11 protein-coding genes and 1 riboswitch are annotated in these 13,519 nt (G+C 40.8%); of the genes, 2 read left to right on the top strand and 9 right to left on the bottom strand.

Going from position 1 to position 13,519, the window contains the following annotated elements; translation table 11 throughout:
* Nucleotides 1–47 precede the first annotated feature (47 nt).
* The 6 genes from ltrA to MKY71_RS01660 all read right to left on the bottom strand — a co-directional run bounded on the left by ltrA (nt 48) and on the right by MKY71_RS01660 (nt 8,320).
* The gene (gene ltrA / locus MKY71_RS01685) at nt 48–1,310 is read right to left on the bottom strand and encodes a group II intron reverse transcriptase/maturase (RefSeq protein ID WP_340733596.1); all 1,263 of its coding nucleotides are present in this window, start codon (nt 1,308–1,310) and stop codon (nt 48–50) included.
* 598 nt (nt 1,311–1,908) lie between these two features.
* A complete protein-coding gene (locus tag MKY71_RS01680) occupies nt 1,909–2,733 on the bottom strand; it encodes an undecaprenyl-diphosphate phosphatase (RefSeq protein ID WP_339197198.1) in 825 nt (274 codons plus the stop codon).
* Nucleotides 2,734–2,756: 23 nt separating this feature from the next.
* Nucleotides 2,757–3,827 carry a metallophosphoesterase gene (locus MKY71_RS01675; RefSeq protein ID WP_340731383.1) on the bottom strand — a complete coding sequence of 357 codons (1,071 nt, stop codon included), beginning with the start codon at nt 3,825–3,827 and terminating at the stop codon, nt 2,757–2,759.
* A gap of 363 nt (nt 3,828–4,190) precedes the next feature.
* Nucleotides 4,191–6,383, bottom strand: coding sequence for a histidine kinase dimerization/phospho-acceptor domain-containing protein (locus MKY71_RS01670; RefSeq protein ID WP_340731382.1), 2,193 nt, complete (start codon nt 6,381–6,383; stop codon nt 4,191–4,193).
* A 144-nt stretch (nt 6,384–6,527) separates the two neighbouring features.
* On the bottom strand, nt 6,528–7,214 hold the full coding sequence (locus tag MKY71_RS01665) for a response regulator transcription factor (protein WP_339174909.1): 687 nt from the start codon (nt 7,212–7,214) through the stop codon (nt 6,528–6,530).
* A gap of 239 nt (nt 7,215–7,453) precedes the next feature.
* Nucleotides 7,454–8,320, bottom strand: a complete 867-nt coding sequence (locus MKY71_RS01660) for a DMT family transporter (protein ID WP_340731381.1) — start codon at nt 8,318–8,320, stop codon at nt 7,454–7,456.
* A gap of 121 nt (nt 8,321–8,441) precedes the next feature.
* On the opposite strand from MKY71_RS01660, the gene MKY71_RS01655 reads away from it, so the two are divergent.
* Nucleotides 8,442–8,672 carry a DNA-binding protein gene (locus tag MKY71_RS01655; RefSeq protein ID WP_339174906.1) on the top strand — a complete coding sequence of 77 codons (231 nt, stop codon included), beginning with the start codon at nt 8,442–8,444 and terminating at the stop codon, nt 8,670–8,672.
* An 89-nt stretch (nt 8,673–8,761) separates the two neighbouring features.
* On the opposite strand, the gene MKY71_RS01650 is transcribed toward MKY71_RS01655, so the two are convergent.
* From MKY71_RS01650 to MKY71_RS01640, 3 genes are all read right to left on the bottom strand, one after another.
* Nucleotides 8,762–9,748 carry a homoserine dehydrogenase gene (locus MKY71_RS01650; RefSeq protein ID WP_339174905.1) on the bottom strand — a complete coding sequence of 329 codons (987 nt, stop codon included), beginning with the start codon at nt 9,746–9,748 and terminating at the stop codon, nt 8,762–8,764.
* Nucleotides 9,749–10,385: 637 nt separating this feature from the next.
* Nucleotides 10,386–10,784, bottom strand: coding sequence for a hypothetical protein (locus tag MKY71_RS01645; RefSeq protein ID WP_340731380.1), 399 nt, complete (start codon nt 10,782–10,784; stop codon nt 10,386–10,388).
* Between the two features lie 188 nt (nt 10,785–10,972).
* Entirely contained in the window at nt 10,973–12,277 is a 1,305-nt protein-coding gene (locus MKY71_RS01640) for an O-acetylhomoserine aminocarboxypropyltransferase/cysteine synthase family protein (RefSeq protein WP_339174901.1), read from the bottom strand.
* 116 nt (nt 12,278–12,393) lie between these two features.
* Nucleotides 12,394–12,508: riboswitch (SAM riboswitch) on the bottom strand.
* Nucleotides 12,509–12,751: 243 nt separating this feature from the next.
* On the opposite strand from MKY71_RS01640, the gene nfsA reads away from it, so the two are divergent.
* Complete coding sequence (gene nfsA, locus MKY71_RS01635; protein WP_339174900.1) at nt 12,752–13,486, top strand: oxygen-insensitive NADPH nitroreductase; 735 nt, start codon at nt 12,752–12,754, stop codon at nt 13,484–13,486.
* The last annotated feature ends 33 nt before the right edge of the window (nt 13,487–13,519 follow it).

The raw sequence follows: 13,519 nt of genomic DNA, 5'->3' as shown, positions 1-13,519 counted from the left end.
CGACCTCTCACACCACCGTACGTACGGATCCGTATACGGCGGTTCAATTAAGATGAATAACGCAAAGTTTCATAACGAACTTGCAGACTTTTCAGCCCTTGGCTTTCCCAATAGGAATTGCCGAGGGTTCTGTGTAATATGGGGCTTTTTGAAATGCGCCAGTACCCTTTTCGGGTGTTTCCCCATTCGTATGCTTTCCCATAAGGTACTTTTAAACGAATAAGATTTCTGACTCTTGTTCGGGGGTTCTTCCAATTCTTCCATAGACACATACGTAATCTCCGTTTAATCCATCCATCTAACGCTTTAAATATTGAAGGAGTATCCGCTAAAGCGAAATATCCACACCACCCTATCAGATATTGGTTCAACTTTTCAATTCGGTATTCTATGGAATAAGGCATCTTTCTTGAGGTAATTTCCCGTATTTTCTTCTTCATTCGTACGAGACTTGATTTCGCAATGCGAACTTTCGGTTCTTTATGATTCGTAAAACTAAAACCAAGGAATTTACGATTCCATGGGCGGTCTACTGCTGATTTCTTTTCATTTACTTTTAAACGAAGTTTACCCTCGATGAATCGCTGTACACTTGCCATAACCCGTAATCCAGCACGTTCGGTTTTCACATAAATATTGCAATCATCTGCGTAGCGAACGAATTTATGTCCTCGTTTCTCTAGCTCTTTATCAAGTTCATCTAAGACGATATTAGAAAGTAGCGGACTTAAAGGACCACCTTGAGGGGTCCCTTCTTCTGTACTTGAAATTACTCCATTTATCATGACACCCGCTTGGAGATATTTACGAATAAGTTTTATTAACGGTTTATCCGAAATTCGTTTTGCTAATGTTGCCATTAGGCGGTCATGATTAACCTTATCAAAGAATTTCTCTAAATCCATATCAATTACCCATCGGTATCCCTCTTTTAAATAGCCTTTTGCCTTTCTCACCGCATCATGAGCACTCCGATTTGGACGGAATCCATAGCTGTGGTCCGAGAATGTTAGGTCATATTCTTTTGATAAAATCTGCGAGATGGCTTGCTGAATCAAACGGTCAGTCACGGTTGGTATGCCTAATAGTCGCACGCCACCGTCCGGTTTCGGGATTTCGACCCGGCGTACCGGCTGCGGTTCATAGGTTCCAGTCAAAATCTGCGATTTAATGGTATCCCAATTTTCGTGAATGTGCTGTCGTAAGGTTTTTACGGGCATCATGTCTACTCCATGGCTTCCTTTATTCGCTTCTACTCGCTTTAAGGCTTGTATCATGTTTTGCCGTTCCAGAATTTGATTCAACATCACCATTTCGTTCCTTTCCGTGAATAGCTTTTTTCTTCTTTTGCCCAACTAGACTACACCCTCCGCAAATACCCTCGTGGAATTCACCACTTCTTTCTAAGCGTGAGGTTACTTCTGTTTTCTGTGTTCATTCATCCAAGTTGGAAAGCCAAGGGCTATTCTCTCTTAATCGTTCAGTCCTTCCAAGTAATTCTAGACTTACTTGTACTATGACCTCTGCTGACTTCTGACAGTTCAATTACTTGTCACCAAGTAGGTTATGAAGAGTACTTCACGTTTCTATCAGACCTCCCCGGGTAAGAACATGCACTTTCACACCATCTATCCGCCTCATTTACTCGATATGACCTTCGACAGAAAGGATTTTGTTTTGTTTGGCAAACTCATCCAATCATATCTAGCCTTATATGAGATTCGTGTTCCTCGGACCGGTGCTTTGCCTCCAGCTTCCTTCAGATTCCGCATCACCACGGACACCCTTGCTCTTGGCTAACCTCTACTTCTGTCTTCGGGGTTCGGGACTTTCACCCTATAGTTCATGCACATGCCGGGCGCACCAAAAAAGGAGCGGTCCCGAATTCAGGACAGCTCCTTTTCCTTTTTATACAGCTAAAACAATAATTAAGATTAGTGCCAGCACGATTCGGTAAATCGCAAATGGCGTTAATTTCACTTTTGAAATCAGCTTCAGGAAGAATTTAATTGAAATAAGTGCAAATACGAATGCGCTCACAAAGCCGACTACATAAAACCAAAAGTGATCGGCATTAATTTGGTCCCAGTTCTTAACAAGCGACAAACCGCTAGCCCCCGCCATAATTGGTACGGCCATTATGAACGTAAAGTCCGCCGCTGTTTTATGATCCAGTCCAAGAAGTACCCCACCTGAAATCGTCGAGCCTGATCGTGAAAACCCTGGCCAAAGCGATAAACATTGGATAAACCCTATTTTCAATGCTTTACTGTACGAAATATCATCCAATGACGTGATGGCCGGTCTTCGCGGACCAAACTTGTCGGCAATAATCATAAAGATGGCACCAATGATCAGTCCTACAATGACAGTTTTGATACTGAATAAATTTTCATCGATAAAATCTTCAAACAGCAAGCCGAAAATACCTGCTGGAATGATACCGACGATTACATGTCCTAAATTAAACCGCGTTTTTTTCTGTCCTTCTATTTTATATAATCCAACTAGGCTCAGTAATCGTTTCCACATAACGAAAACGACTGCCAATATCGATCCAAGCTGAATTACAATTTTAAATGTATTTGCCGAACCGGAACCTAAAAATTCCTTTGTTTGCAGCCACATATCATCAACGATAATCATATGTCCTGTTGAAGAAACCGGTGCAAACTCGGTCATTCCTTCGACAAATCCTAAAATTAAAGCTTTTAAAAGCTCAATCCATTCCATTTCACGTTCCCCTTTTTCCTATCCTATTCGCTAAATTTCACATCTATAACCCATAATTCGGAGCGACTGCCAAGCCGTGTCGGTGGCCCCCAAAAACCAAAGCCGCTCGAAACAAGCGCGTGCATCTGCTCTTTTTCAACCAGGCCATAATCCAACTCAAAAACTCTTTCCGTTATGAGATGGTTTGGCCACATTTGACCGCGATGCGTATGTCCGGAAACATGAAAATCCACACCTAAATTAGCTGGCTCATCCAAATCCAACGGTGTATGGTTCATGACAAACCAAGGCAGGTCAACATTTTCTGGCTGCATTTCATTTAAGGCTAGGCGGTTCTTGTTCGTCGCATCTTCACGCCCTGTTAAATAAAAACGATTTGCCACTAAAATGGTTTCATCCATTAAAATTTCAACATTTGCCTCAGCCATTTCCTTCTTAAATTCCGGAATTTCATTGCCGTAATATTCATGGTTACCCAGTACTCCGTATACACCATATGTCGCCTTCAAATTTTTCATTACTTCGCCCATATCTTTTTCGACAAAGCGCTTTGGACTATCATCGACAATATCACCCGGAAGAAGTACTAAATCGGGATTTTGTTCATTGGAAAGCGCGACAAACTTGTCCAAATGGCCTTTCCCCGACAACAAACCGAGGTGGAAATCCGATGCCATAACGATACGCATATCGTCTCCAGGCTTATCGATATTTATCGTAGCTTTTCGAACTACCGGTGAATATGCAAAATATGTACCTGCAATCAATAAAATGATCAGTAAACCAACCACTCCTGTACCGACCATTCTTGTTGTAAGCGGCGTAAACTTAATAATCAAGTTTGCCACGATACAAAGGATGAGCCCGTACTGCAAAAAGAACATCCAATAACTGCCGAGCACCGAAAATGGCGTCAACAGTGGATGGAGCTTTCCTATAAAATAACCGTATGATACGAGAAACAGCACTGTCCAATAAACAATCGGCCAGCGAAATTGATGAATCGACAACAGCCATGCTCTAAAATTCCACCCAAGATAAAATGTAAGACCGCTATATATCGCTAATGCTACCATGCCCCAAAGTATACGCATTGTCATGTTGCTCCTAACTTATTTTGTCATCTACAATGTTGCCATTTTACTATATTTTGAGTAAATGGCGTTAGTCAATAAGCTTTTACATTGTGACTGTGGATGGGGTTGGGGTTTTCTAATAAAATCTGTTTTTGTCTAATACAACATTCAGTTGTTCTAATAAATCCTTGAGTTTCTAATATCCTGGCCCGTTCTTCTAATATGTGTGTAACATTTTCGAATAACCGGTTCACATCTTCAAATATCCGGTACACTTCTTCTAATAAAAAGTTTTTTCTTCTAATAAGTACTCGCCTGCACCCGTCCCCCCAAAACAAAAAACTGCAGCAAGGTAATCTCCCCCTCACTGCAGTTCAATCGTTATCTTTCTGTGGGAATACTAACCGTTACTTTAAACAGATCCCCATCAACGGCGATGTCCAATTGTCCGTCATGCAAATCAACGATCGACTGTGCAATCGCTAGCCCCAGCCCTGAGCCTTCTGTATGACGTGATGTATCGGCACGTTTGAAACGCTCGATTAATTGGGACGCTTCCTCGTTCAGTTCGTATTTCGCCACATTTTTTACAGTCAACTCCGCATTTCCTTCATAGGACTTTAAATTGACGTAAACACGTGTGCCCTCCAACGAATATTTCCTTGCGTTAATAATTAAGTTATCAATGACACGCCACCACTTTTGCCCGTCCACATAAGCATAAATCGGCTGCTCCGCAATATTGATACGCAAATCCAGATTGGCTGCTGCAAAGTCTTCCCCATGCTCACCGACCGCCTGCTGCAACAGTTGTGCTAAGTCGATGCGCTGTTTCGTAATTTCTACATTGCCGCTTGCCATTTTCGATACTTCAAATAAATCTTCTATTAATGTTTTCAAACGATTCGATTTCGCATCTAAAATCTCGATATATTTTTTTCGCTCTTCCTCTGAGATCGATGGATTTTTCAGTAAATCCGTATACGTAATGATCGACGTAAGCGGTGTACGCAAATCATGGCTGACGTTCGTAATCAACTCCGTTTTCATCTGCTCACTTTTCGCCTGTTCATTCATACTGTTACGGACACCTTCACGAAGACCATTTAAATTTTCTGCGTGTCTCGCTAAAGGAGATTTTCCTCTTACCTTTAAATCCTTTGTAAGACGGCCATGTGCCATGTTCTCAGTATGCTGCATAATACGGTTCAGGTAGCCCATACGACGCATAAAAATGAAAAGCGCTGGAATGAAGAACACTACAAATAAAAACATATAAAACAGGAAAACACCGAAACTTGCTGCTGCCATTACAACAGCAAATCCAAAACCACCAAGGAAAACAACAACTAACAATATTAATGACTGCATTCCGATTGAACGATTTTCAAACATTGAGATGGCACCATCTACGAACTTCGCCGTAAATGTCTCCGGCCAGATTTTCTCCAGATCATGCTGTCCTTTTAAGCTTACCCATATGGAGACAACCATAAAGACGACCGCGGCAATAAGCGCAAAACTGATAACACCTGTTACGATGAAATCCATTAAAAAGTCGAAACGATTATCGGTAAAGTAATAGATTAGCCCATGGATGGATCTTGTAAAAGAACCGTTAAACATAAACGCGAAGTATGTTGCAATAAGCGTTGCTACGATGCGAATATCAATCGGTAAACGTTCAAATAGTTCACGTAGCTGGAACTTGCAATTGAATTGTTCAAGCGTCGGTTTTAAAGACGTCATCAATAAAATGAAACTGATAATCCCTGCAAGAATAATCCCATAATAAACATATTTCGTAATAATAAATGCACTTTTTTCATTGCTATGATTGTTTTCAATCCAACTAGCCGGGACTGTTACAACACCCGAAATATCCGATAAATCCTGCTCAAGTGTGTAGCTATCCTGCAAAATCCCCATGGTATCTTGCTCATAATAATTAAGCGGATAGAGACCTGAGAGGTTTTTCCCTAAGTTGTTAATTGTTTTTTTAAAGACGCTCTTTTCACTAATATCGCCATTGCGGTAAACTTCTCCGGTTTTCTCATCTTTAAATTCATAAGCAAAGTGATCATATTTGCTCAAAACTTCTTTCTTTTCTCTTTCAATTTCTTTCAGCTTCTGCTGAATCGCTTTTTTCTTAATTACTAGAATTTTTTCTTTTACATACTCATCATCTTCAAAGTTTTTCTTAATGTCGGCAATTTTAGCATCCCGTTCTTGTTTAATTGCCTCGATAACTTCCTGATCTTGTGTTGAGTCTATTTCACCTGCATACTGCTCTTTAATATTTTGAATTTGCTCAGCAAGGGAACCGTAATATGTACGGTAATCTTCCATTTCCTCCTCCGATACTGTTAAAGCCCCTTCAAAATCCTTTTCTGTCGGCGTATTAAACACATACTGCGAAAACTCAAATACTAAGTTCTCCGCTTCATTATTATAATTTTGCGATTCATAAAAAGTTTTCCCTAAATAACGACCGCCATTAGTAAAAATTAAACTGACTGCCGTTACGACTACAAATATAAGAAAAAGCTGGAGGTATAATTTATTGTTTTTCATTTTTCTTCCTCCTTACTTAATTATAGAAAGTATAGAAATTGCTTTACTAAAGGCACAAAACGTCCTGTCAAATAGTCGATAAAATATGTCCCGAGAAAATAAAAACCGAATGCCGCGCCGAGTGCTCCAACCCATGAGAAAATTTTACTTTTCAATTTTGTAACCTAGTCCCCATACGACTTTTAAATAGCGAGGGTTTTTCGGATCTGCTTCAATTTTTTCTCGGATTTTGCGGATATGCACCGCAACGATATTCTCGGCATTATAAGCGGGTTCATTCCATACGAGCTCATAAATATCACTGATCGAGTAGACGCGCCCCGCATTCTTTAGAAGAAGCTCGGTAATTTTATATTCGGTCGGTGTCAGCTTGACAGGAGTTCCGTCCACACGGATTTCCCGAGCAGCCGCATCCAGCTCAAGTCCTTCGACAAGAGGCGCAGATTCCCCAGCCGTGCCGAGATTCACATAGCGTCTTAGCTGCGACTTCACACGTGCCATCAGTTCTAGCGGGTGGAACGGCTTTGTAATATAATCGTCCGCTCCTACTGAAAGTCCGTGGATCTTATCGGTTTGTTCCGCCTTTGCACTGAGCATAATAATCGGGATATTGCGTTCTGCACGAATTTTGAATGTGGCTGTAATCCCATCCATATTCGGCATCATAATGTCTAAAATAATGCAGTGTACTTCATTTTGTTCAAGCAGTTTGATTGCCTCAAGCCCGTCCGCCGCTTTCAACACCCGGTAGCCTTCATTTTTCAAATAAATTTCTATGCCGTCCCGGATATCCTGATCATCATCTGTAACGAGCACCGTCAGCTGATTCATCTTGCTCACCTCACAACTTTTTCTTATAAGTTTATAATAAAGCCCAATTCTTAACATCTCTCTACTGTAAATCTGAAGAAATTCTTAAGATTTCTTATTTAAATTAATAAGGTTCCACTTTCCCAGCATTAGGTTCTACTTTTCATTTAAAAAGTTCTACTTCTCACACAGAACTTTCCACTTTATGGTCAGTTCATTCCACTTTCACCGCGTACTTATACCAATAAAAAAGCTGCCTCCTATGAAGCAGCTTTCTTTGTGCCGAATGTCAGCACTAATATTCCACCTAATAACAAACTAACACCGAGCCAAGCAACAAATGTTAAATGTTCCCCTACTAAAAACACACCGAGTAATGCGGCTGTTAAAGGTTCGGCTAGGCTCAATGTTACTGCGGCGGACGAACTGATTTTCTTTAAACCGCCTAAAAATAGTATGTATGCCAAACTTGTAGCAGCAAGTGCCATAAAAAGGATTGGCCAAATATTCACGCCTTCTGTCAGCCAGCCAAACCCGTCTTTCGCTGCGAGCGGCAACAAAAGCAATGCGCAAATGGTAAAAGTCATTGCAACAGCAGGCAATGTTTCTTCCTGTTTCATCAATTGCTTGCTCACATTCGTATATAGCGCAAACATGGAACCTGCAGCCAACGCGAGCCCAATGCCCAGCGGATTGATCGCCGTCTCCCCCTGATTCATAAACAATAGTAGGCAGCCGACAATGGCGAGCACTGTTGCGATTGCCCACACGAGAGTTGGACGCACTTTCCAAAATACCCACTCGATGAAACCTGCAAATACCGGGGCACTTCCGATTGTCACAACCGTCCCTACTGCAACTCCTGTAAAACGGACGGAAGTGAAAAACAGGCTTTGGAATAAAGCGATCGCAATCGCCGCTAAAATCGTCCATTTCCAAGACCAGTTACGAAATGAAATTTTCCGCATTAAAAGTACTGCCAGCAGCAAGACCCCGCCGCCAATACCCGACCTAACACATGCTACTGCAAACGAAGAAACCCCTTCCGTTAAAAAGGTTTGCGTTGTCCCGACTGTCCCCCAAAGCATGGCGGCCAGCAGTACAAACAAATACGGTAAAATATTCACATCCCACACCTCATTTAATTATATTAATTATGCTATCATACGTTGTGAGTCTATTCGAGATGAAGTTTTTCTAAAATCGATTTATAATAAGATTAACTAAAACTAAAAAGGAGGCATCATGATGTATAAAACGGTTGAACAAACTGCAGCAGATATAGGCATGCCAGAACATCAGGTTTTACAGTACATTTATGCTGGTCGCATTAAAGCAGTGCATGATGGTGAACACTTTTTAATTAATAGTGCGCAATTTGATACGTACCATCAGCAGCTTGAGCGAATTAAAGAAGAGATCGAAATCTGGAGGAATACACCGATTCCCGAAGATGTCGATATAAAAGATGAAGACTAAGAATAAAATTGTTAAAGCACCCGACGCAAAGTAAACAGAAAAGAAGCGAATTCGTTCATCGAGTTCGCTTCTTTTTTAATCTCTTCTTATTATATAGTTACTGTAAACCCCGCGCGTTTACCGATAATTTCAGCGTAATCCTCTACCATTACACTTGCAGTCGGATACATTCCCGCTCCCGGGCCAATTACAGATAATGTTCCGATGTAGTTTGTCTCCATCGTTACAGCATTGAACACATCGTCCACAGGATAAAGCGGATGTTCATTGTTCACCAATAGTGGTGCCACTTTTGCCTGAATCGTACCATCTTCGAGTTTTTCCACTTCCGCCACATGACGATAACGCAAACCTTGTGCTGTTGCTTCCGCTACTTGCTCCGGTGAGATTGTATCAATGCCGATCACTTCAACATCTGCCCAATTTGGCTGTTCTCCAAATGCAAGACTCGATAAGATCATCAGCTTTTTGAATGCGTCCTGCCCCGATACATCGTTAAATGGATCTGCTTCTGCATAGCCTAATTGCTGCGCTTCTTTTAATGCCTGTTCAAAGCTCCAGCCTTCCGCACGCATTTTTGTTAAAATATAGTTCGTTGTTCCATTTAAAATTCCTTGAACACAGCTTACTTCATTGACTAAAAGAATATTTTTCATTGTTTTGATAATCGGCACACCGCCTGCTACTGTTGCCTCGTAGCCTACGAACACACCATTTACTTTCGCCAATGCTTCGAGCTCCTCGCCCCGTTTTGCAAGCATTACTTTATTTGCTGTAATGACATGGCATTTCGCCTCAACAGCGCGCTTTAAATAAGTAAATGCAGGTTCTTCATTTACAATCGCTTCAAAAACAACTTGCAGATTATTTTCTGCCAGTACGTCATCCATTGATTCCGTCATTAAATGCTTTGTCCCCGGTACACGCTCACGGCTTGCATCGGTAACTAAAATCTTCGCGACCTCCAGTTCAACACCTAGCTTTTCGCGAAGCTCCTGCCTCTTCTCATTTAAAATATGGTAAATCCCCTGACCTACTGTGCCAAATCCTAAGATCGCTGCCTTGATTGTTGCCATTGCCTTTCTCCTCCAAATTCTTAACACACATATATTAACGAATAATTCAAAAAATTTATCTTAAAGCAAATTCTATCTTATATAATACATGAAAACAAGGGGAATCTCGCCTAGAAGGACATTTGTTTACTGTAAACGGTCAATATTCATCCAAATTTTATTTTTTAAGAGCTATTTTAGGGTGGAAGGCGCAAATATTTCCAGTCACTTCTTATAGTTGAGGCTATGTAGTAAGGGCGTTTTGTTATTTTCTAATATATTCGGAAATCATCTAATATATTTTAAAATGTTCTAATAAAATTGCGATCTTCTAATATATCCTGTCAATGTTCTAATATGGATACGAAACATGCTAATATCCGAGCTCAATGTGCTAATATCACTCACACTTCTTCTAATATCCCACTCCATTGTTCTAATAAAACCGGCATACCAGTTTTTGCATTCATTTTTCGGCTAAAAAAGCACGTACACAAACCATGATTCCCCTCAAATTCTAATAACATCGCCATTTCTTCTAATATTCCCAAAACTTCTTCTAATAACTCTCTTCATTCTTCTAATAAAACGTCATACATCAACACCACAAAAAATAAAAAACACTAGCAAGGGGGCTCGCTAGTGTTCCGGAATTATTTTATACTGCCACGTTTATATCATTAAATGCCCGTAAACGATAGGCAGTTAAAATCTTGGTCATGACGATTTCCTCTTTTGCCGAGTAGTTAGGAACCGCATATGGGCGCTCCACTAACTGAAATTCCCCGTACTTTAAAAACCATTCTCTTGCTGGCGATAAAATATGGGCTGTACCATGAATTTTATATGCTTCGGCTACTTCTCTTACAACATAACCTTCTGTGGAAAGATCGTGAGCTTGTTCTGAGAAAGCATTGTGTCCGAAAACATGCTGCCACATCGTATTCACATCCGCCAAAATTTGCTGGATAGCGCAAGCGTTCACAAATTCCTTTACGTCATTAAGTTCATAAATAATATAGGCTGCAATGTTTTGTGCACTGTATACTTTCCCCATGTTGAACAACTCCTTTTCTTCCAATGATGCTGCAACATCATTTTAAATTTTTCTGGTTGGTATTTTATTATCCCCATTGTATTACTAGGTTTTATATTTGTCAATAAAACTTATAAAAATAGTAGGGATTAATTTTCTAAAAATTGCTTAACTTCTCGAATGGGAGAAGCTAAGCCTTTCATCACATTTTATGCGTTTGTTTCTACGCCTACTTCAGCCGCAACTTTTGCTAATGCCTGTTCTAAATCAGCGATAATATCTTCTGCTGCTTCTAACCCGATCGATAAGCGAATGAGCTCTTCCGATACGCCGGCAGTTTTTAATTCTTCAGCAGATAACTGTTGGTGTGTTGTGCTCGCAGGGTGGATGATCAATGAACGGGCATCCCCAACGTTCGCTACATGAGAGAACAGTTCTACGTTATCGATTACTTGGCGGCCTGCTTCACGCCCACCTTTAATACCGAATGTAATGATCGATCCGAAGCCATTTTTCAAATACTTCTTCGCTAGATCATGTGTCGCAAAATCTTCAAAGCCGTTGTAATTTACGTACTCCACAAATGGGTGGTTTCTTAAATACTCGGCTACCTTTTGTGTATTTTCATTGTGACGGACAATACGCAAATGAAGCGTTTCAAGTCCTTGCAGGAAGTTAAATGCCGCGTCAGCAGATAATGTTGGACCAAAATCACGCAATAGTTGAACACGAAGCTTTGTCGCAAATGCAGCGCCTGCTGTGTCAATTCCGTAGCGTAGACCATGGTATGAAGTATCCGGTTCTGTAAATCCTGGATGTCTTCCTTGCGTCCAATCAAACTTACCTGCATCAACAACAATCCCGCCGATTGTCGTTCCATGACCGCCAATCCACTTTGTTGCAGAATGAATGACAACATCCGCGCCGAATTCAATCGGATTACTTCCGTATGGGGAAGCAAATGTGCTGTCGATTAATAAAGGAAGACCATTGTCATGAGCGATGTTTGCTACCGCTTCAATATCCAGTACTTTTAAGCTTGGATTTCCGATAATTTCAGCGAAGATTGCCTTCGTTTTATCCGTGATTGCCGCCTGGAAGTTTGCAGGATCTGATTCATCCACAAATTTCACTGTAATGCCGTAACGAGGCAATGTAGTTGCGAATAAATTGTAAGTCCCACCGTAAAGTGAGCCTGCCGCAACAATTTCATCCCCTGCACCGGCTACGTTTAAAATAGAAAATGCTACTGCTGCTGCGCCAGATGAAAGCCCTACTGCAGCTGTACCCCCTTCTAATAAAGCAACCCGTTCTTCAAATGCCCCGACTGTCGGGTTCATAATACGAGAATAAATATTGCCTGTCTCCTGTAATGCAAATAGACGTTGCGCATGAGCAGTGTCGTTAAATGCATAAGCCGTTGTACGGTATACCGGAACAGCGATCGCTCCTGTTTCAGGATCTGGTTTTTGACCCCCGTGTAATAATAATGTTTCTGGTCTTAAATTTGTCATTTTATTACCCCCAAAAATTTAATCGATGGTGAAATCGGTGTTTTTGAGGAGGATTTTTTAAATGAAAAAAACCCTCTTCAGTTAAGAAGAGGGTTGCGCATGAGCAAGTTTGCCTCCTCTTATCTTTCAAAATGATTGTCCATTTTGTAGGATTTAGCACCTTAGTCAGTTCATCACTTACTGGTTGCCGGGCATCTCAGGGCCTATTCCCTCCGCCGCTCTTGATAAGAGTTATGTGATTTGTGTTCCATCGTTGTGTCTCAGTATAAAACATACTAATCCGATATGTCAACACAAAAAATTTAAAATTTTCTGATTTAATTCAGATTGCTCTTATCTGTATTTAACGATATGCATAAATTTCATCTCTATGAATTGAACAGACGCTAATAATCGACTTCAAGTAAAATATTGACTAAAATAAGCATGAAGGATACACCATTAAGTTTTATTACATAAAAGGGAGATGTTCACGTGAATACAAAAGAATTATTACGCAGTCATACATCTGTTCGTAAATATACAGGTGAGGAAATTTCAAAAGAAACGGTCATCGATTTAATCGAAACGGCACAAATGGCAGCAAGTTCGCATTTTGTCCAGGCATACAGTGTCATTTGGGTAACGGATGAAGAAAAGAAAAAGAAGCTTGGGGAACTGTCTAAAAACGAATTCCAGTTCAAAACAGCAGGTGCCTCTTTCTTGTTTTGTGTAGATTTCAAACGTTTGCAAGTAGCGGGTCAAAAGCATGGGGTTGATATTTCTGCTGACTCTGCTGAAAATGTTCTTGTAGGGGTAGCAGATGTTGCGTTATTTGCCCAAAACTTCGTTATTGCAGCTGAATCAATGGGTTATGGCATTTGCTATATCGGTGGTGCCCGTACTAATCCTAAAGAAATCAGCGAGCTTTTCAATTTACCGGAATACGTTTTCCCGTTGTTTGCGATGACAATCGGTACACCGACAAAACGCAACGAAACAAAGCCGCGTTTACCGGTAGCTGCGGTGTTGCATGAAAACGGTTATGACGTTGATAAGTATGAAACACTTCTGGATGAGTACGATGGAATTATGGAAGACTATTATAGCAGCCGTTCTTCAAATCAGAAGACTGCGACATGGACGAAACAAATGGCTGATTACTTAGTTCAGCAAAACCGTCCGCATATGAAAGACTTCCTTGCTTCACGAGGCTTTACTTGGAAGTAATCCAATTAAAAAGGAGTATGCCTCAAAATGGCA

This window comes from Solibacillus sp. FSL W7-1324 (genome assembly GCF_038008025.1).
GTDB lineage: Bacteria > Bacillota > Bacilli > Bacillales_A > Planococcaceae > Solibacillus.
This window is presented reverse-complemented; position numbering and strand designations above follow the sequence as displayed.